Here is a 19,366-nt window from a genome sequence, read left to right as displayed (position 1 = left end):
CAGGGGCCTCCCGGGGCGGCGGCGGGACTCAGCCCCGCTTGGCCCCGCCGATGGCGCCGACGGCGCCGCGGTAGGCGCGCTGCAGGTCCTCCGGCGAGTCCACCGTCATGTGCAGGTCCTGGAGGAGGCCGTCGGAGATGCCGTAGACCCACCCGTGCAGCGTGACGGACTGGCCGCGCTTCCAGGCGTCCTGGACCACCGTGGTGTGGGCCACGTTGACCACCTGCTCGATCACGTTGAGCTCGCACAGCAGGTCCAGGCGGTGCCCGTCGGGCGTGGCGTCGATCAGGGCGCGGTGGCGGTCGGCCACGTCCTTGATGTGGCGCAGCCAGTTGTCCGCCAGGCCCACGCGGATGCCGCGCAGCGCCGCGTTCACGCCGCCGCAGCCGTAGTGGCCGACGACCATCAGGTGTTCGACCTTGAGCTGGTCCACCGCGTACTGGATGGTGGACAGGCAGTTCAGGTCGGTGGGCACGACCACGTTGGCCACGTTGCGGTGGACGAAGACCTCGCCCGGGTCCAGGCCGGTGATCTGGTTGGCGGGCACGCGCGAGTCACTGCACCCGATCCACATGTAGCGCGGCTCCTGCTGCGCCTTCAGGCGGGTGAAGAAGCCGGGGCGCTCGCGTTCGATCTCCGCGGCCCAGGTCCGGTTGTGCGCAAACAGGTCTTCGAGTTCTCGGGTCATGGTGCCGATTGTCCGCGAGGCCAGAGGCCGCGGCCGCCTTACATCGTCTCCGCGAACAGCTCGCGGCCGATCAGCATGCGGCGGATCTCGCTGGTGCCGGCGCCGATCTCATAGAGCTTGGCGTCGCGCCACAGGCGGCCCAGGGGGTACTCGTTGATGTAGCCGTTGCCGCCGAAGATCTGGATGCCCTCGCCCGCCATCCAGGTGGCCTTCTCGGCGCACCAGAGGATGACGGAGGCGCAGTCCTTGCGGACCTGGCGCACGTGCTCGGCGCCCAGCATGTCCAGGTTCTTGCCGATGGTGTAGCAGAAGGCGCGGCCGGCCTGGAGCACGGTGTACATGTCGGCCACCTTGCCCTGGATCAACTGGAACTCGCCGATGCTCTGGCCGAACTGCTTGCGGTCGTGGATGTAGGGGACCACGTTGTCCATCACCGACTGCATGATGCCGATGGGGCCGGCGGCCAGCACGGCACGCTCGTAGTCCAGGCCCGACATCAGCACCCTGGCGCCGCCATTGACCGAACCCAGCACGTTCTCCGCGGGCACCTCGACGTTCTGGAACACCAGCTCGCCGGTGTGGCTGCCGCGCATGCCCAGCTTGTCCAGCTTCTGCGCGATGGAGAAGCCCTTCATGCCCTTCTCGATCAGGAAGGCGGTGACGCCGCGCGCGCCCAGCTCGGGCTCGGTCTTGGCATAGACCACCAGGGTGTCGGCGTCGGGGCCGTTGGTGATCCACATCTTGTTGCCGTTCAGGACGTAGTAGCCGCCCTTGTCCTCGGCGCGCAGCTTCATCGAGATGACGTCGGAGCCGGCGCCCGGCTCGCTCATGGCCAGCGCGCCGACATGCTCGCCGGAGATCAGCTTGGGCAGGTACTTCTTCTTCTGCGCCTCGGTGCCGTTGCGCTTGATCTGGTTGACGCACAGGTTGGAGTGCGCGCCGTAGGACAGGCCGATGGAGGCCGAGGCGCGGGAGATCTCCTCCATCGCGATCATGTGGGCGAGGTAGCCCATGTTCGCGCCGCCGTACTCCTCGGGCACGGTGATGCCCAGCACGCCGAGCTCGCCCATCTTCCGCCACAGGTGCATGGGGAACTGGTCGCTGCGGTCCACCTCGGCGGCGAGCGGGGCGATTTCGGCCTGGGCGAAATCGCGCACTGCGTCGCGCAGGGCGTCGATGTCTTCACCGAGCTGGAAATTGAGGCCGGGCAGGTTCATGGCGTGTCTCTCTTCGGATGGAATGGGGTTGTCGGTACGGCGGGGTCAGTGCTGGATGCCGTCGCGTCCGGTGATGACCATCATGGTGGCGACCATGGTGGCCACCAGCTTCTCGCGGCCGTCGTCGTCGACGGCCCAGGCCTTGCCCTCGGTCACGGTGATGGTGCGCCCGGGCTTGACGACCTCGCCCGCGACGCGGAAGCGGCGGCCCTTGGCGGGCGCCAGCAGGTTGACCTTGAACTCGATGGTGAGCACGCCGGCGTCGGCCGGCATCAGGCTGGAGGCGGCGTAGCCGCAAGCGGAGTCGAGCACCGCGGAGATCACGCCGCCATGCACGAAGCCGTGCTGCTGCGTGATGTGGGCCGCGAACGGCAGCTCGATCTCGACCTGGCCGGCATCCACCCGCTGCAGCCTCGCGCCCAGCGTGGCCATGGCGGTCTGGCGGCTGAAACTCGCGCGCACGCGCGGCTCGAAGGCCGGGTCGAGGGACTCGAAGCGGGGGTTCTGCATCGCGGTGGTCTCCGTGTCGTTGTGGCGGGCCCGAAATTGACGTTTACGTAAACGTCAATTATGCCGCCTTGGCCCGGGGCCGGGACCCGCTGCCTTTTGCGGACTTGTCGGCCGCCTCCGCCTTCGCGCCCTTCTCGCCGCTGCCGATGCGCCCCAGCAGGGCCCGGGCCTCCTTCTCGTGGACCTTGACCTCGTCGAGGTTGGCCTGGAGGTCGGCCATCTGGTCCTCGAGCTGGCGGCGGTGCTGGGCCAGGATGTCCAGGAAGCGGCGTAGCTGCGGGCCGGTGTCGCGCGGGCTGTCGTACATGTCGATCAGGTCACGCGCCTCGGTGAGGGACAGGCCCAGGCGCTTGGCCCGCAGCGTGAGCTTGAGGCGGGTGCGGTCGCGCGCGCTGTAGATGCGGTTGCGCCCGCCGGGGCCGGTGCGCTGCGGCTGCAGCAGGCCCATGTCCTCGTAGAAGCGCATGGCGCGCGTGGTCAGGTCGAATTCCTTCGCCAGGTCGCTGATGGTGTAGGTGGTGGTGGCCATGGGATCCGTCTCGCAGATGCGGGCCCCCTGCCGGGGGCCCGCCTAGAATGCCGCATTACATCTGACGTTTACGTCAACGTCAATCGCAGGAGCCGCATGCCGCCGCCACCGTCCACGCTCGACTACCCGTTCGCCGACCGCCAGCCGGAGCCGGCCACCACGATCGAGGTGGCGCCCGGCGTGCGCTGGATCCGCATGGGCCTGCCGTTCGCGCTGGACCACATCAACCTCTGGCTGCTGCGCGACACGCTGGACGGCCGCGAGGGCTGGACCGTGGTCGACACCGGCATCCATCACGCGGACACCCGCGCGCAGTGGGAACAGCTGTTCGCCGGCGAGATGCAGGGCCTGCCGGTGCTGCGGGTGGTGGTCACGCACATGCACCCGGACCATGTCGGCTTCGCCCACGCGCTGTGCGAGCGCTGGCAGTGCGAGCTGTGGATCAGCGCGCTGGACTACTACGCGGCCTGCACCGGCACCGCGGGCCTGGCCGGCTTCGGCGGCGAGGCGACGGCCCGGTTCTTCGCGTCACACGGCCTCGCGGACGCCGAGGTGCTGGCGCTGGTGCGCTCGCGCGAGGGCCACTACGCCTCGCTGGTGCCGGCGCTGCCGCCCCGCTTCCGGCGCCTGTCCGACGGCGCGACGCTGCGCATCGGCGGGCGCGACTGGCTGTGCATCAGCGGGCAGGGCCACTCTCCCGACCACATGGCCCTGTACTGCGGGGAGCTGGGCGTGCTGGTCTCGGGTGACATGGTGCTGCCCCGCATCTCCACCAACATCAGCGTCTACGACATCGAGCCCGAGGCCGACCCGCTGACCGCCTTCCTCGCCTCGCTGCAGAAGTTTCTGGCGTTGCCGGCCGCCACGCTGGTGCTGCCCTCGCACGGCAGGCCGTTCACCGGGCTGCATGCGCGCGTCGGCCAGCTGCTCGCCCACCACGAGGAGCGCCTGGCCGAGGTGCTGGCCGCCTGCCGCGCGCGCCCGCACACCGCCGTCGACATGCTGCCGGTCCTGTTCCGCCGCACGCTGGACGCGCAGCAGACGCTGTTCGCCCTGGGCGAGTCGCTGGCGCACCTGCACGCGCTGCGTGGCCAGGGCAGGCTGCGCCGCCGGCGCGGCGAGGACGGGGCCTGGCGCTTCGAGGCCGCGTGACGCGCGGGCGCCCCGGCGCGTCACGGCCCGCGCTCACTCGGCCGGCGGCAGCGTGAACCAGATGGTGCAGCCCTGGCCCGGCGCCGACTCGGCACGCAGGGTTCCGCCGTGGCGCTCGATCACCCGCTGCACCGTCGCCAGGCCGATGCCCGTGCCCGGAAACTCGCTGGCCGGGTGCAGCCGCTGGAACGGCTTGAACAGCCGCTGCGCGTGCGCCATGTCGAAGCCGGCGCCGTTGTCCCGCACGTAGTACTCGACCCGGCCCTCGCGCCTGGCAGCGCCGACCTCGATCGTCGCCTGCTCCCGGCCCGACGTGAACTTCCAGGCGTTGCCCAGGAGGTTCTGCATCACCGTCTGCAGCAGGCGGCCGTCGCCGGTGACGGCCAGGCCCTCCTGCACGGTGCTGCGGACCGCGCGCAGCGGCTCCTGCATGTGCAGCCCCTCGAGCGTATCCCGCGCCAGGGTGGTGAGGTCCACGCGCGCCTGCTCCATCGGGTCGCGCACGGCGCGCGAGAGCTGCAGCAGGCCCTCGATCAGCTGCTCCATCTGCAGGGCGCCGGACTGGATCCGGTCCAGGTAGTGGTGCAGCTTGGGGTCGGCCCCGGGGGCGATGCGCTCGGCCACGGCCCGCGCGAAGCCGCCGATGGCTGCCAGGGGCGCGCGCAGGTCATGGGAGACCGAGTAGGAAAAGGCCTCGAGGTCGCGATTGGCCTGGCGCAGGCTGGCGGTGGCCTCGGCGACGCGGTCCTCCAGCGTGCGGTTGATCTCGTCCAGCATGGCGTGGGCCTGCCGGGTGTTGGCCAGTTCGGCCTCGACCTCGCGCTGGCGCTCCTGCAGGGAGGCGGCCAGCTGGTTCAGCGCCGCGGCAATGTGGCCGAATTCGTCATAGGGGCCTTCGGTGGCCAGCGGCACGCGCGCCGCCAGGTCGCCCCTGGCGAGGCGGCGAGCCACGGCCTCGACCTCGGCGGCCGGCGCGGTGATCATGCGCCGGCCCACCAGCCAGGCCGCGGCGAGGCACAGTGCGAGCGCCGCGGCCAGCACGCCCAGCTCGCGCCAGGCGCGCCCCCAGGTGGTGGCGTCGACGAGCGCCTCGTCCATGCTGGCGAAGACCATGAACCTTCGCTCGCCGACCGCCTGGGTCGGCTGGTAGGAGAAGATGCGCTGGGTGCCGTCGCGGCCGCTGGTGCGGGCCTGGCCGCTCGCCATGCGCACGGCGGCGTCACGCAGCGCCGGCGAGGCCGCGGGTGTTCCGGGCGGGCGTGGGGCCAGCCCGCCGGCATCCCGCTCGATGACGATGCGGCCCGCCACGTCGGTGAGGACCAGGCGCACGCCCGGCGGCAGGGGCACCTCGTTGAGGTCGGCCTGCATCTGCGCCACGTCGATGCCGGCGAAGGCGACGCCGCGCACTTCGCCGCCCTCGAGGATCGGCATGGCGAAGGTGATGACGGGGCGGTTCATCGTGCGGCCGACGACGAGGTCCCCCATGACGAAGCGGCGCAGGCGGATGGCGTCCTGGAAGTAGACGCGGTCGGCGGCGTTGAAGTCGCCCTGGCGGCCGCCGGCGTGGCAGGTCAGGTTGCCCTGCAGGTCGAGGATGCCGATGTTCCCGTAGATCGGGTAGCGCCCGCGCAGGCCGGCCATGTAATCGACGCAGCGATCGCGTTCCAGGTGGCGGATCTCGGGGATGGCGGTGATCACCGCCAGCAGGTGCTCGGCGGCGTCGGCCAGGCGGTCTTGCTGCGAGGCCACCAGCGAGGCGGTCAGCGCGAGCTGGTCGTAGGTCTGCGCCAGCGCGCTGCGCGAGGCCGCATACGCCGACCAGATGGACAGCGCTCCCAGCGGCAGCAGCGTGGCCAGCACCAGCGCCATCAGCCGCAGTCGCAGGCTCAGGCTCAGGCGGCTGATCATCTCGGGCCCCGGGCAGTCATGGACGCGATTGTCACGCACCTGGGCCCGGGAGGCCATGGGGTCTACCAGGGCGGCAGCGGGTCGGCCCTGAGTTCGGCGCGCAGCGCCGCGTAATCGGGCACCACCGTGCCCACCGTTTCCCAGAAACGCGGGCTGTGGTCCATCACGCGCAGGTGACTGAGCTCGTGAACCACCACGTAGTCGATCACCGGCAGGCGGAAGTGGACCAGGCGCCAGTTCAGGCGGATGGCGCCGTCAGCGCTGGCCGTGCCCCAGCGGGTGGCGGCGCTGCTCAGGCTGAGCTTGGTCCAGCGCACCCCCAGCTGCGGGGCGTAGTGCTCCAGGCGTTCGGTGAACAGCCGGCGCGCCTGGCGCATCAGCCAGGCCTGGGCGGCGTCGCGGATCTGCACGGGGCCGGCCTGCTGCGACAGCCCCAGGTGCAGGGTGAGCCGCGGCACGCCCGGCAGGGCCTGGGCGTCGGTGTGCAGCACGCCGCCACCCTCGAAGCCATGGCGCGGGTCGAGCACCACGATCACGTCCTCGCCGAGGAAGGGCAGGACCGCGCCGTCGCGCCACTCGATGCGCGCGCCCTCCAGGCGGGCATCGCGATCGCGCATCTCGGCGAGCTTGCGCACGATCCAGGCGGACTTGTGGCGCAGCGCGTCCTCGATCTCGCGCAGCGTGACCCACTGGGGCGCGCTGACGGTGAGCCCCTCGGCGCCGACGCTGAAGCCGATGGTGCGCCGGCGCGCGCGGCGCAGCTCGTAGGCCACGCGGGTGCCTTCGAGCAGGGACTCCCGGTTGGCGCGCGGGTGCGCGAAGCGCACCGGCTCGAGCACCCGGGACAGGGGCTCCGCGGGCGGGGCGGCCGGTGCGGAGGCCGTGGGAACCCGGGGCGCCCCGGTGGGCGTCACGCCGGCCGGGGCGGGGGACGGCGTGGAGGCCGGAAAGGCGGCCGGCGCGGGTGCCGCGGGCGGCGCGGGTGGCGCGCTGGCGGGAGCCGGCGCGTCGAACAGGTCAAGCGCGAGTTGCAGGAGCCTGTTCATCGTCCGCCACGGCCCGGGCTTGCGGGGGGTAGGCCTCGGGGTCGAGGCGGCGCATCTCGGATTCGATCCAGGCCTCGACCTCGCGCATCAGCTCATCGGCGTCGCGGCCCTCGCTGGGGATGGGGCGGCCGATGGAGACATCGACGATGCCCGGGCGCTTGACGAAGGCCTTGCGCGGCCAGACCTTGGCCGAGGTCACCGCCACCGGGATCACCGGCGCGCCAGTGGCAATCGCCAGGCGCGTGCCGCCGGTCTTGTAGGTGCCCTTCTCGCCGCGCGGGATGCGCGTGCCCTCGGGGAACATGATGATCCAGATGCCGCGCGCCAGCAGCGCCTGGCCCTGCGACACCACCTTGTTGAAGGCGGCCGCGCGCTGGCTGCGGTCGATGTGGATCATGTCCAGGCGGGCCATGGCCCAGCCGAAGAACGGGATCTGCAGCAGCTCCTTCTTGAACACGTAGGCCAGCGGGTGCGGCATCAGCGTGGGCATCAGGAAGGTCTCGAAGGTGGACTGGTGCTTGACCAGCAGGATCGCCGGGCTGGTCTCGCCCTGGGGCAGGTGCTCCATGCCGGTGACGCGCACGCGGATGCCGATGATCCAGCGCGCCGCGGTGACCGCGCCACGCAGCCAGCGCGCCGCCATCCAGTACAGGGGAATGCCGCGCACGCGCACCGACACCAGCAGCATCAGCAGCCCCCAGGGGATCACGGACACCAGCATCCACAGGCCGTGAACGAGGGAGCGCAGGAAATTCATCATCGGGGCTGGCGTATCAGGTAGTCGGCGAAGGCCGCGAGGTCCTCATGGACCCGGGTGCCGGGGGGGAAGTTCTCGGGCAGCGGCCGGCCGCGGAAGCCCGCGCCCTTGCCGGTGAGGACCAGGTGCGGCTCGCAGCCCACCGCGGCGCCGGCCTGCAGGTCACGCAGGGTGTCGCCCACGCAGGGCACGCCCTTGAGGTCCACGCCGAAGCGCTCGCCGATCTGCTCGAACAGGCCCGGCTGCGGCTTGCGGCAGGTGCAGTTCTCCTCGGGGCCGTGCGGGCAGTAGAAGACCGCGTCGATGCGCCCGCCCTGCGCGCCCAGCAGCTTGTGCATCTTGGCGTGCATGGCGTTGAGGGCGGCCACGTCGAACAGGCCGCGCCCGAGGCCGGACTGGTTGGTCGCCACGGCGACGTGCCAGCCCGCGTGGTTCAGGCGCGCGACGGCCTCCAGCGCGCCGGGCAGCGGCACCCACTCCTCGGCGGACTTGACGTATTCGTCGCTGTCGACGTTGATCGTGCCGTCCCGATCCAGGATGACCAGCTTCAGGTTCATCCGGCCCCCACGCTCGGCGCTGCGCTCATGATCCTCATGCCGCCAGGCGCGACAGGTCGGCCACGCGGTTCATCTCGCGGTGCAGCGTCGCCAGCAGGCCCAGGCGGTTCAGGCGCAGGTCGGTCTCCTCGGCGTTGACCATCACGTCGTCGAAGAAGGCGTCGACCGGGCCGCGCAGCGCGGCGAGCGTCTGCAGCGAGCCGGTGTAGTCGCCGGCCTCGAACTTCGCCCCGGCCTCGGGGGCCAGCTGGCGGGTGGCGGCGAACAGGGCCTTCTCGGCATCCTCCCGCAGCAGCACCTCGCTGACATGGGCATCGACCACGCCGTCGGCCTTCTTGAGGATGTTGCCGATGCGCTTGTTGGCAGCGGCCAGGGCCGGCGCCTCGGGCAGCGCGGCGAAGGCGCGCACCGCCGCCAGGCGCTTGGCGACATCGCCCAGGCGCTGCGGCTGCAGGGCCAGCACCGCGTCCACTTCCTGGGCGCTGTAGCCCTGCTCGCGCAGCATGCCGGCCAGGCGCTCGTAGATGAAGGTGGCCAGCTGCCCGGTGGTCTCGGCGCCGGCCTGCGGGAACAGGCCCACGGCCGCGGCCAGGATCTCGCCCAGGGACAGCGACAGGTCACGCTCCATGAGCATGCGCACCACGCCCAGGGCGTGGCGGCGCAGCGCGAACGGGTCCTTGTCGCCAGTGGGCAGCTGGCCGATGGCGAACAGGCCGGCCAGCGTCTCGAGCTTGTCGGCCAGGGCGACCACCAGGCCCACGGAATTGCGCGGGAGCTCGTCGCCGGCGAAACGCGGCTTGTAGTGGTCCTCGATCGCGTCGGCGACGTCGGCGTCCAGGCCGTCGGCCTGGGCGTAGTAGCGACCCATGATGCCTTGCAGCTCGGGGAACTCGCCCACCATGTCGGTGAGCAGGTCGGCCTTGGCCAGGCTGGCGGCGAGGTCCGACTTCCAGGCCAGGTGGTCGTCACCGAGCTGGGCGCCGATCACCTGCGCGAGCTCGCGCACGCGGGCGGTGCGCTCGCCCTGGGTGCCGAGCTTGTTGTGGTAGACCACCTTGGCCAGGCCCTCGGCGCGCGAGGCCAGGGTCTTCTTGCGGTCCTGGTCGAAGAAGAACTTGGCATCGGCCAGGCGCGGGCGCACCACGCGCTCGTTGCCGCCGGTGACGGCGCTGGCGTCGGCCGGGCGGATGTTGCTCACGACCAGGAAGCGGTTGGTGAGCTTGCCGGCCGCGTCCAGCAGCGGGAAGTACTTCTGGTTGGCCTTCATCGTGAGGATCAGGCACTCCTGCGGCACGTCGAGGAATTCCTTCTCGAACTGGCACAGCAGCACGTTGGGGCGTTCAACCAGCGCGGTCACTTCATCGAGCAGGGCCTCGTCCTCGATGGGGCGGGCGCCGCCGCCCACCTGGGCCGCGGCCTGCGCGAGCTGGCGCGCGATCTCGGCGCGGCGCGCCTCGAAGCCGGGGATCACGGCGCCGTCACGCTGCAGCACCTCGGCATAGGCGTCGGCCGCGGGGATGGTCACCACCGGGCTCGCCGCCTCGAAGCGGTGGCCCTGGGTGGTATTGCCGGCGGTGAGGCCCAGCGCGGTGACAGGCACCACGGCGCCGCCATGCAGCGCCACCAGCGAGTGGGCGGGGCGCACGAACTTCACGTCGGTCCAGCCGTCGGCCAGCTGGTAGGTCATGACCTTGGGAATCGGCAGCTTGGCGATGGCCTCGGCCAGCGCCTTCTGCAGGCCCTCGGCCAGCGTGGCGCCGCGCGCGGTGCTCTCGTAGAACAGGGCCTCGGCCTTGCCGTCGGGCGCGCGCTTGAGGCCGGCCACCGCGGACGCATCGGCGCCCAGGGCCTGCAGCTTCTTCAGCAGCGCCGGGGTGGCGTTGCCCGCGGCGTCGAGGCCGACGCTCACCGGCATCAGCTTCTGCGAGACGGCCTTGTCGGCGGCCTGGAAGGCCACCGCGGTGATGTGCGCGGCCAGGCGGCGCGGCGAGGCGAACGCGGTCAGCTCGGAGCCGGCGCCCGCCAGGCCCTGGGCCTGCAGCTGCTCGAACAGCACGCCGGCGAAGGCCTGGCCCAGTTTCTTCAACGCCTTGGGAGGCAGCTCCTCGACGAACAGTTCGACGAGCAGGTTCTGGGAAGTGGTCATGGTGTCAGGCGGCCTTCTTGGTCATCTCGGCCACCCACTCCTTCGGCGCCATGGGGAAGCCCAGGCGCTCGCGGCTGTCGTAGTAGCTCTGGGCCACGGCGCGGGCCAGGTTGCGGATGCGGCCGATGTAGGCGGCGCGTTCGGTCACGCTGATCGCGCCGCGCGCGTCCAGCAGGTTGAAGCTGTGGGCCGCCTTGAGCACCTGCTCGTAGGCCGGCAGGGCCAGCTGCTGCTCCATCAGGTACTTGGCCTGCTTCTCGTGGGCAGCGAAGGCGGTGAAGAGGAAGTCGGCGTCGCTGTGCTCGAAGTTGTAGGCCGACTGCTCCTTCTCGTTCTGCAGGTAGACGTCGCCGTACGACAGGCCCTCGGTCCACTTCAGGTCGTAGACGTTCTCCACGCCCTGCAGGTACATGGCCAGGCGCTCCAGGCCGTAGGTGATCTCGCCGGTGATGGGCTTGCAGTCGATGCCGCCGACCTGCTGGAAGTAGGTGAACTGCGTCACCTCCATGCCATTGAGCCAGACCTCCCAGCCCAGGCCCCAGGCGCCCAGCGTGGGGTTCTCCCAGTCGTCCTCGACGAAGCGGATGTCGTTCTTCTTCAGGTCGAAGCCCAGGGCCTCGAGCGAGCCGAGGTACAGCTCGAGGATGTTGGCCGGCGCGGGCTTGAGCACCACCTGGTACTGGTAGTAGTGCTGCAGGCGGTTCGGGTTCTCGCCGTAGCGGCCGTCCTTGGGGCGGCGGCTCGGCTGGACATAGGCGGCCTTCCACGGCTCGGGGCCGAGCGCGCGCAGGAAGGTGGCGGTGTGCGAGGTGCCGGCACCGACCTCCATGTCGTAGGGCTGCAGCAGGGCGCAGCCCTGCGCGTCCCAGTAGGACTGCAGCTTCAGGATGATTTGCTGGAAGGTGAGCATCGGCCGATTTTAAGGTCGCGGCCGAGGCTGCCCCGGGTCAGGCAACGCGCCGGGAACGCCTTCCAGCTAGCAAAACGATAGCAACGCCGAACCCCCAGGCTGGCCACAGGCCGAAGGCTGCGGACCAGCGCGCGAACGGGGTCAGGCCTTCGCGGCCCTCGACCTCGCCGGCCAGCACGCCACGGGTGTGGCGCGCGAGCCGGTGGGTGACCACGCCGCGGTGGTCGACGATGGCGGTGGCGCCGGTGTTGGTGGCGCGGATCACGGGCCGGCGGAACTCCAGCGCGCGCATGCGGCTGATCGCCAGGTGCTGGTCGATGGCGACGGTGTTGCCGAACCAGCCGATGTTGCTCACGTTCACGAAGACGGTGGGCGCGCGCGCCGGGTCGGCGAAGCGGGCCGCCAGCTCCTCGCCGAACAGGTCCTCGTAGCAGATGTTGGGCGCCAGGCGCTGGCCCTGCCACTCGAACGAGGCCTGGCCCACGCCGCCGCGGTTGAAGTCGCCCAGGGGAATGTGCATCAGGTCGGTGAACCACCGGAACAGGGGCGGGATGAACTCGCCGAAGGGCACGAGGTGGTGCTTGTCGTAACGGTAGGCGCCCCCGCCCGGCCGCAGCCCCACCACCGAGTTGGTGTAGCCCTCGGCGTAGCTGCCCAGGGGAATGCCGACCAGCGCCGCCTGCGGCCCGGCCTGGAAGTGCGCGGCGATGCCGTCGAGGTAGTCCGGCGGGAGCTGGGCGGGCAGCAGGGGGATGGCCGTCTCGGGCGCCACCACCAGCGAGGCCGGCGCGGCGCGCAGCATGTCGGCATACCAGGCCAGCGCCTGGGGCACGCCGGTGCCGGAGTGGAACTTCTCGTCCTGCGGGATGTTGCCCTGGAGCAGCGCCACCGGCAGCCGCCCCGCGCTCGCGCCCTCGCCGGCCGGCGCCCAGGCGGCCGCGGCGGCGACGGCCAGCACGCCCGCGGTCGCGCCCCAGGGCCGGCGCCCCGCCGGTCGCACGAGGGCGGCCAGCAGGCCCGCCAGCAGGGTCGCGGCAAAGCCGATGCCGTGGACCCCGACCCAGGGCGCCAGGCCCGCCAGCGGCCCCTGCACGTGGGCATAGCCGCCGGCGCCCCAGGGGAAGCCGGTGAACCAGCGCGCCCGCATCAGTTCGGCCAGGAGCCAGGCGCCCGCGAGCGCCAGCGCGCCGCCGCGCCCCCAGCGCCAGGCCACCGCCGCGGCGGCGCCGTAGTACAGGGCGAGGAAGCCGGCCAGGGCCAGCACGGCGAGCACCGCCAGGGGCGCGGCCAGTCCGCCGTAGACATGCATGGAGATGAACAGCCACCACCAGGTGGCGGCCAGCCAGGCCACGGCAAAGCCCCAGCCGGTGGCCGCGGCCTGCCGCCAGGAGGGCGCGTCGCGCACCAGCAGCGCCAGCGCGCCCAGCGACAGCAATTGCAGCCACCACAGGGGCTGGCCGTCCCAGGGCGCGGCGATGGACAGGCCCTGGGCGGCGCCGGCCGCGAGCGCCAGCGCCAGGCGGGCGGCGATCAACCGGTGCTGTCGCGGGCCGCAGCCGGCGACACCTTGAACCAGCGCACCGCTCCGCCCTTGGTGTGGAGCACGACGAAATCGAGCCCACCCAGGGAGGTGCGCTCGCCGCGCTTGGGGACATGGCCCATCTCGTGGGCGACCAGGCCGCCGATGGTCTCGATGCGCAGGTCGGCATCATCGGCGTCGCTGGGCGCGAGCGTCACGCTGAAGGCCTCGTTCACGCGCTCGAGGGTGGTGTCGCCGCTCACGCGGTAGGTCTGGTCGGCCAGGCCGAAGATGTCGCCCTCGTCCTCGGCGATGTCGAACTCGTCCTCGATCTCGCCGACGATCTGCTCGAGCACGTCCTCGATGGTGACCAGCCCGGCGACACGGCCGAACTCGTCGATCACGATGGCCAGGTGGTTGCGGTTGCCGCGGAACTCGCGCAGCAGGTCGTTCAGGCCCTTGCTCTCGGGGATGAAGGAGGCCGGGCGCAGCAGCGCGCGCAGGTTCAGCTCGGGCGCGCGCTGGAGCTTGAGGAGGTCCTTGGCCAGGAGGATGCCGATGATGTTCTCGCGGTCCCCCTCGTAGACCGGGAAGCGCGAGTGCGCCGTCTCGATCACCAGGTGCAGGATCTCCTCGTACGGCGCGTCGATGTTGACCAGGTCCATCCGCGGCGCAGCCACCATGACGTCACCGGCGGTGAGGTCGGCCATGCGGATCACGCCTTCGAGCATCACGCGGGACTCGGGCCCGATGACGTCGTTGTCCTCGGCGTCCGCCAGCGTCTCGATCAGTTCGGCCTTCGAATCCGGGCCCGGGTGGATGAATTCCGCCAGCTTTTGCAGGAACGTGCGCTTGTCTTCCTTTTCGCCAGGAGCGCGCGCAGGGTGGGGGTCTGACACAGTCAGGAGGTGCAGGACATGCGGTCGTTGGGAGGGCTCCAAGGATAGCCCAATCGAATGACAGCCACGCCCGGCGCACCGGGGGCCGCCACGGCTTCAGCGGCCGGACTTGTAGCGCCCTTCGCGCACGCCCCGCCGGACCTCCTGCAGACCGCCGAGGAAGTCCCAGAACTGGCGCGCCTGCTGCTTGAGCCGGTAGTCGGTCTGGGCCATCTGCTCCTCGAGCAGCTCGGTCACGCGCGTGTCCAGCGTCGCCGGGGGCAGGCGCAGGTGGGCCTCGGTCTCGGTGCCATCGCGTTCAACCGTGGCGCCGGCGTTGCGCGCGATCTTGATCATCGCGGCGTTCTCGCTGAGCGCGTGGACGAACAACAGCTCCACGCCCTCGTTGCGCGCATGCATGACGGCGCGGTCGAACAGTCGCGAGCCGAAACCGCGGCCGCGCGCCTTCTTCGCCACCGACACGCCGAACTCGGCGCAGTTGGCCGAGCCGGGATGGTCGGAGAACGCGAGGTGGGCGATGGCGACCAGCTCGAGCCAGCGGTTGTAGATGCCGAAGATCTCGTCACGGTCGAAGTTCAGCGAGTCGACGTACTTGCGGACCTGCTCGTCCGTGGCCATGTAGCCGAACCGCAGATACCGGTCGTGCTCGTCCAGCGCCAGCAGGTGCTCGGCGATCTTCTCGCGGTGGGCGGGGCCCAGCGAGCGGATGGGGACGTGGAACAACTTCGACCGGAGGTCGGACGACTCGGGCATGGGTCGGATTGTCGGGCATTTCCTGCTGCACTGCAGCAAGAAAATTACTCAACCTTACAGCCAGGACTTCGGGTAGGGAACCGGTCAGAGCGGCACGGCGGTGGTGGCCTTGACCCGGTCGAGCACGAAGCTGGTCTTGCAGTCCTCCACGCTGGGGTGCTTGAGCAGCGTGTCCATGATGAAGCGGCTGTAGTGCGCCATGTCCTCGACGACCACGCGCAGCAGGTAGTCCATCTCCCCGGTCAGGGCGGCGCACTCCACCACCTCCGGCCAGGTCTGCACGCTGGCGCGGAACAGGTCCATCGGGTTGCGCTTGTGGCTCTCGGTGTGCTTTTCCAGGCGCACGTTGAGGTAGGCGGTCAGGCCCAGGCCCACGGTCTCCGGCCGGACCAGGGCGACGTAGCGGTCGATCACCCCGGTTTCCTCCAGCCGCTTGACCCGCCGCAGCACGGCCGAGGCCGACAGGCCCACCTGGCCGCCGATCACGTCGTAGGTTTCGCGCCCGTTGGCCTGGAGCAGGCGCAGGATTGCACGGTCGAGCTTGTCGAGGTCAGCGGCTGGCATGCTGGAATTATCTGCATCGCGGCGGGCGCACGCAAAAAACCTGCAAAGTCGCTGGCTTTGACGGCACCAGATCGCACGAATCGTGAAGATCAAGCCGCCTACAGTGCGTCAATCACCTGAAGGAGACACGCGCATGAATGCCCCCCTGCCCGCCGGCACGACGGCGGCCACCTGGGACAACCCCATGGGAACCGACGGCTTCGAGTTCATCGAGTACGCCGCGCCCGACCCGGCCGCCATGGGCGCGCTGTTCGAGCGCATGGGCTTTCGAGCCATCGCCAGGCACCGCCACAAGGACGTGACGCTGTACCGCCAGGGCGGCATCAACTTCATCGTCAATGCCGAGCCGGACTCCTTCGCCCAGCGCTTCGCGCGCCAGCACGGGCCGAGCATCTGCGCCATCGCCTTCCGGGTGCAGGACGCCAAGGCGGCCTACGAGCGCGCGATCGCGCTGGGCGCGTGGGGCTACGCGGGCCAGGCCGGCCCGGGCGAGCTCAACATCCCGGCCATCAAGGGCATCGGCGACAGCCTCATCTACCTGGTGGACCGCTGGCGCGGCAAGAACGGCGCGCAAGCCGGCGACATCGGCAACATCGGCTTCTACGACGTGGACTTCGAACCGCTGCCCGGCGCGCGCGGCGTCGAGGCGCTGGACCCGGCGGGCTTCGGCCTCACCGTCATCGACCACCTGACGCACAACGTGCACCGGGGCCGCATGAACGAGTGGGCGGAGTTCTATGAGCGGCTGTTCAACTTCCGCGAGGTCCGCTACTTCGACATCGAGGGCCAGGCCACCGGCGTCAAGAGCAAGGCCATGACCAGCCCGTGCGGCAAGATCCGCATCCCGATCAACGAGGAGGGCAACGACAAGGCCGGCCAGATCCAGGAGTACCTGGACCGCTACCACGGCGAGGGCATCCAGCACATCGCGCTGGCCTCGACCGACCTGTACGAGACGGTCGACGCGCTCCAGCTCTCCGGCGTGAAGCTGCTGGAGACCAGCGACACCTACTACGAGCTGCTGCCCCGGCGCATTCCCGACCTGCGCGAGGACGTGGAGGCCCTGCGCCAGCGCAACATCCTCGTCGACGGCTTGCCTGACGCCTTGCTGCTGCAGATCTTCAGCGAAAACCAGCTCGGGCCGATCTTCTTCGAGTTCATCCAGCGCAAGGGCAACGAGGGCTTCGGCGAGGGCAACTTCAAGGCGCTGTTCGAGTCCATGGAGTTGGACCAGATGCGCCGCGGCGTGCTCGCCCCCGGCGCCGCGACGCCCTGATCCCGCAGGAGGTCCCTTGGCTGTCCAGCCCGTCGTCTATGGCACCAGTGACCGGCCGCCCCGCGGCGACTACAGCCGCGCGGCCGACGACTACACCTGCGCGCAGGACCCTGGCGCCTACACGGCCCAGGACCACGACACCTACCGTCGCCTCTACGCGCGCCAGGCTGCCCTGGTGCAAGGGCGCGCGTGCGAGGCCTTCGTGCGGGCGCTGCCGGCGCTCGGCGCGAGCGACCGCATTCCCCGCTTCGAGGCGATCAACGAACGCCTGCGGCGCGCCACGGGCTGGGAGATCGTGGGCGTTCCCGGGCTGATCCCCGAGGTGCCGTTCTTCACGCTGCTGGCGAACCGGCGCTTCCCGGTCACCGACTGGATCCGCAGGCCCGAGGAGTTCGACTACATCGTCGAGCCGGATGTCTTCCACGACCTTTTCGGCCATGTTCCGCTGCTGTTCGATCCGGTGTTCGCCGACCACATGCAGGCCTATGGCCAGGGCGGCCTCAAGGCCCACAGGCTCGGCGCCTGCGAGCAGCTGTCCCGCCTGTACTGGTACACGGTGGAATTCGGCCTGATCCGCGAGCGGGGCGCGCTGCGCGCCTACGGGGCCGGCATCCTCAGTTCACCTGGTGAACTGCGCTACGCCGTGGAAAGCCCGCAGCCGCAGCGGCTTGCGCTGGACGTCGAGCGCGTCATGCGCACGCGCTACAAGATCGACACCTTCCAGCACACGTACTTCGTCATCGACAGCTTCCAGGAACTGTTCGACAAGACCGCGCCGGACTTCACGCCGATCTACGAGCGGCTGCGCGGACTTCCGGAGCTGCAGCCTTAGCGTCCAGGTCCGCGAGCAGGGCCAGCGTGCCCGCCATCACCTCGCGGCGGAACGCCAGCTGTACGTGGGCGGCGCCCGGCACGAAGCGGTTGTCCGCGTCCGCCAGCCTGGCGGTGGACGGGGGCATCACGATGTTGTCGCAGTTGGACCACCAGCAGGTGAAGCGCGCAGCGCGCCCGGCGGGGCTCGCCTCAGCCAGCGCCCGCAGCCAGGCGCTGCCCTGGCGCATCTGCAGGCCATTGGGAAGGTGGCTGAACCTCGCGAGCCAGGTGCCGGCATGCGGGCTGCCGATCGTGACCACATGCGCCGCGGCCCCGTCATCGCGCTGCTCGCGCAGCCAGGCGCGCGCGACCAGTCCGCCCATGCTGTGGCACACCAGCAGCGGCGGCAGGCCCGTCGCCTGCCGCACCGCCTGCACGGCGGCGTCCAGGGTCGGCACGTGGACGTCGATCGCGGCGAACACCGGCTCCAGGTTCACCGACACATGCGCCCGCCCCTCGGATTCGAGCCGGCGGCGCCAGTGGGTCCAGAATCCGCGGTTGCAGACGAAGCCATGCACGAACACGACCCCGTGCCGGCCGGCCACCCGCGGTCCCTGGAGGCGGTCCGGGATGGCGCGCCAGCGGAATGGCTGGCGCCAGGCGAAGACCAGGAGGCCCAGGCAGGCCTCGGCGCCCCAGGCGAGAAGGAGCTGCCGCCCGCTCGCCCGAGGCGCCGGGTCTTCACGCCGGACCTCGCGCAGCATCAGGAACTCCGCGCCCATCACCCAGGCGTGAGTGAACGCGATCACCAGCGCCCCCAGGATCGCGACGGCCGCCGCCCGATCCCACCAGGCCCAGGCCCAGCCGAGTGCGCACGCAGCCACCCACACGGTGATCACCTGTTGCAGGCGTGCGAGGGACGAAGGCGCGGGCATGGCCCCAGTATGCCGCGGCGCTCCGGACAGTCCCGGGGGCGCGCTCCTGCGGTTGCGCGGGAGAATGGGCGCTTCATGACGCACGCCCTCCCCTTGCCCGCCGGTGTTTCCGTGTTTGAACGCGGATGGCTCTCCGCGAACAACATCCTGCTGGTCGGCGACGGCCCGTCCACCCTCATCGACAGCGGCTACTGCACGCACGCCGAACAGACCTTGGCGCTGGTGTCCCGCGCGCTGGGCGAACGCCCGCTCGACCTGCTGGTGAACACCCACCTTCACAGCGACCACTGCGGTGGAAACGCGGCCCTCCAGGCGCGTTATCCCGCAGCCCGGACCCTGGTTCCACCGGGCCATGCGCAGCAGGTGCGGGACTGGGATCCGGTGGCCCTCACCTACGAGCCCACGGGCCAGCTGTGTCCTCGCTTCCGGCTCGACGCGGCGCTCGTTCCGGGCAGTATGCTCGCCATGGGTGCCCAGAGTTGGGAAGTCCACGCGGCCCCGGGCCACGACCCGCACTCGGTCATCCTCTTCGAGCCAGCCTCGCGCACCCTGGTTTCGGCCGATGCGTTGTGGGAAAGCGGCTTTGGCGTGGTCTTCCCGGAGCTGGAGGGCGAGTCCGCCTTCGCGGAAGTCGGGCAGACCCTGGACCTCATCGAGTCACTGGCTCCCCGCGTGGTCATCCCGGGTCACGGCCCGGTCTTCACCGATGTCACGGGAGCGCTGGCCACCGCGCGCAAGCGCCTTCGCGGGTTCGAAGAGGACCCGGCGCGCCACGCCCGCTATGCCGCCAAGGTGCTGTTGAAATACAAGCTCCTCGAACTGAAGCGATTCACCCAGGATGAGCTGCGCGGCTGGGCTGATCGCACGCGCTACCTGGGTCTGGTGCGTGAGCGCTGGGCGCCGGGAATCGAGCCCTCGGCATGGTTGGACCAGGTGGTCGACGAGTTGGCCGCCTCGGGCGCCTTGCGCCGCGAGGGCACGGACATCGTGGACGCCTGATAGCCATCAGCAGGATCGCAAACCTGCGGCGTCATTTCTGCAAACCGACAACCCAGGCGCAAAAACAAAAACCCCCTGTATCTTTCGACACAGGGGGTATTTGCTGCTGTAAGAGCCTGACGATGTCCTACTTTCACACGGGAATCCGCACTATCATCGGCGCAGAGGCGTTTCACTGTCCTGTTCGG

At 70.6% G+C, this 19,366-nt stretch carries 19 protein-coding genes; 4 read left to right on the top strand and 15 right to left on the bottom strand.

Annotated features, from left to right (window positions below; genetic code table 11):
* Window positions 1-28: 28 nt before the first annotated feature.
* The 4 genes from can to ACFQZY_RS17125 are packed head-to-tail and all read right to left on the bottom strand — an operon-like array spanning window position 29 to window position 2,944.
* Window positions 29-688, bottom strand: a complete 660-nt coding sequence (can, locus tag ACFQZY_RS17140) for a carbonate dehydratase (RefSeq protein WP_377418073.1) — start codon at window positions 686-688, stop codon at window positions 29-31.
* Window positions 689-726: 38 nt separating this feature from the next.
* A complete protein-coding gene (locus ACFQZY_RS17135; protein ID WP_377418071.1) occupies window positions 727-1,905 on the bottom strand; it encodes an isovaleryl-CoA dehydrogenase in 1,179 nt (392 codons plus the stop codon).
* Window positions 1,906-1,950: 45 nt separating this feature from the next.
* The gene (locus ACFQZY_RS17130) at window positions 1,951-2,415 is read right to left on the bottom strand and encodes a PaaI family thioesterase (protein WP_377418069.1); all 465 of its coding nucleotides are present in this window, start codon (window positions 2,413-2,415) and stop codon (window positions 1,951-1,953) included.
* A gap of 58 nt (window positions 2,416-2,473) precedes the next feature.
* Window positions 2,474-2,944 carry a MerR family DNA-binding transcriptional regulator gene (locus ACFQZY_RS17125; protein ID WP_377418067.1) on the bottom strand — a complete coding sequence of 157 codons (471 nt, stop codon included), beginning with the start codon at window positions 2,942-2,944 and terminating at the stop codon, window positions 2,474-2,476.
* Between the two features lie 96 nt (window positions 2,945-3,040).
* On the opposite strand from ACFQZY_RS17125, the gene ACFQZY_RS17120 reads away from it, so the two are divergent.
* Window positions 3,041-4,096: an MBL fold metallo-hydrolase gene (locus ACFQZY_RS17120; protein ID WP_377418065.1), complete on the top strand. Its 1,056-nt coding sequence runs from the start codon at window positions 3,041-3,043 to the stop codon at window positions 4,094-4,096.
* Window positions 4,097-4,129: 33 nt separating this feature from the next.
* Here the strand turns inward: ACFQZY_RS17120 and ACFQZY_RS17115 are convergent, their stop codons facing one another.
* The 10 genes from ACFQZY_RS17115 to ACFQZY_RS17070 form a co-directional block, all read right to left on the bottom strand.
* On the bottom strand, window positions 4,130-6,061 hold the full coding sequence (locus ACFQZY_RS17115) for an ATP-binding protein (protein WP_377418063.1): 1,932 nt from the start codon (window positions 6,059-6,061) through the stop codon (window positions 4,130-4,132).
* 5 nt (window positions 6,062-6,066) lie between these two features.
* Window positions 6,067-7,050: a M48 family metallopeptidase gene (locus ACFQZY_RS17110; protein ID WP_377418061.1), complete on the bottom strand. Its 984-nt coding sequence runs from the start codon at window positions 7,048-7,050 to the stop codon at window positions 6,067-6,069.
* Entirely contained in the window at window positions 7,022-7,807 is a 786-nt protein-coding gene (locus ACFQZY_RS17105) for a lysophospholipid acyltransferase family protein (RefSeq protein WP_377418189.1), read from the bottom strand. The genes ACFQZY_RS17110 and ACFQZY_RS17105 overlap by 29 nt, the downstream gene beginning before the upstream one ends.
* Window positions 7,807-8,364, bottom strand: coding sequence for a D-glycero-beta-D-manno-heptose 1,7-bisphosphate 7-phosphatase (gene gmhB, locus ACFQZY_RS17100; RefSeq protein WP_377418059.1), 558 nt, complete (start codon window positions 8,362-8,364; stop codon window positions 7,807-7,809). Before gmhB ends, ACFQZY_RS17105 begins: the two co-directional genes overlap by 1 nt.
* 34 nt (window positions 8,365-8,398) lie before the next feature.
* On the bottom strand, window positions 8,399-10,510 hold the full coding sequence (gene glyS / locus ACFQZY_RS17095) for a glycine--tRNA ligase subunit beta (protein WP_377418057.1): 2,112 nt from the start codon (window positions 10,508-10,510) through the stop codon (window positions 8,399-8,401).
* Window positions 10,511-10,514: 4 nt separating this feature from the next.
* Window positions 10,515-11,420, bottom strand: a complete 906-nt coding sequence (gene glyQ / locus ACFQZY_RS17090) for a glycine--tRNA ligase subunit alpha (RefSeq protein ID WP_377418055.1) — start codon at window positions 11,418-11,420, stop codon at window positions 10,515-10,517.
* Window positions 11,421-11,457: 37 nt separating this feature from the next.
* On the bottom strand, window positions 11,458-12,954 hold the full coding sequence (gene lnt, locus ACFQZY_RS17085) for an apolipoprotein N-acyltransferase (RefSeq protein ID WP_377418053.1): 1,497 nt from the start codon (window positions 12,952-12,954) through the stop codon (window positions 11,458-11,460).
* Window positions 12,951-13,838, bottom strand: coding sequence for an HlyC/CorC family transporter (locus ACFQZY_RS17080; protein WP_377418051.1), 888 nt, complete (start codon window positions 13,836-13,838; stop codon window positions 12,951-12,953). Before ACFQZY_RS17080 ends, lnt begins: the two co-directional genes overlap by 4 nt.
* A 96-nt stretch (window positions 13,839-13,934) precedes the next feature.
* On the bottom strand, window positions 13,935-14,591 hold the full coding sequence (locus ACFQZY_RS17075; protein WP_377418049.1) for a GNAT family N-acetyltransferase: 657 nt from the start codon (window positions 14,589-14,591) through the stop codon (window positions 13,935-13,937).
* 84 nt (window positions 14,592-14,675) lie between these two features.
* Window positions 14,676-15,155, bottom strand: coding sequence for an Lrp/AsnC family transcriptional regulator (locus ACFQZY_RS17070; protein ID WP_377418047.1), 480 nt, complete (start codon window positions 15,153-15,155; stop codon window positions 14,676-14,678).
* A gap of 133 nt (window positions 15,156-15,288) precedes the next feature.
* On the opposite strand from ACFQZY_RS17070, the gene hppD reads away from it, so the two are divergent.
* Both hppD and phhA read left to right on the top strand, forming a co-directional pair.
* A complete protein-coding gene (hppD, locus tag ACFQZY_RS17065) occupies window positions 15,289-16,431 on the top strand; it encodes a 4-hydroxyphenylpyruvate dioxygenase (RefSeq protein WP_377418045.1) in 1,143 nt (380 codons plus the stop codon).
* A gap of 16 nt (window positions 16,432-16,447) precedes the next feature.
* Window positions 16,448-17,263, top strand: coding sequence for a phenylalanine 4-monooxygenase (phhA, locus tag ACFQZY_RS17060; protein ID WP_377418043.1), 816 nt, complete (start codon window positions 16,448-16,450; stop codon window positions 17,261-17,263).
* On the opposite strand, the gene ACFQZY_RS17055 is transcribed toward phhA, so the two are convergent.
* Window positions 17,214-18,179 (bottom strand): esterase/lipase family protein, encoded by a 966-nt coding sequence (locus tag ACFQZY_RS17055; protein ID WP_377418041.1) that lies wholly within the window; start codon window positions 18,177-18,179, stop codon window positions 17,214-17,216. The two genes, phhA and ACFQZY_RS17055, sit on opposite strands and share 50 nt — an antisense overlap.
* Window positions 18,180-18,254: 75 nt before the next feature.
* On the opposite strand from ACFQZY_RS17055, the gene ACFQZY_RS17050 reads away from it, so the two are divergent.
* Window positions 18,255-19,178, top strand: coding sequence for an MBL fold metallo-hydrolase (locus ACFQZY_RS17050; RefSeq protein ID WP_377418039.1), 924 nt, complete (start codon window positions 18,255-18,257; stop codon window positions 19,176-19,178).
* The last annotated feature ends 188 nt before the right edge of the window (window positions 19,179-19,366 follow it).

This window comes from Ramlibacter sp. GCM10027632, assembly GCF_042675325.1.
GTDB lineage: Bacteria > Pseudomonadota > Gammaproteobacteria > Burkholderiales > Burkholderiaceae_C > Ramlibacter.
The sequence above is the reverse complement of the archived record's forward strand: the minus strand, read 5'-3'. Positions and strand labels throughout refer to the sequence as shown.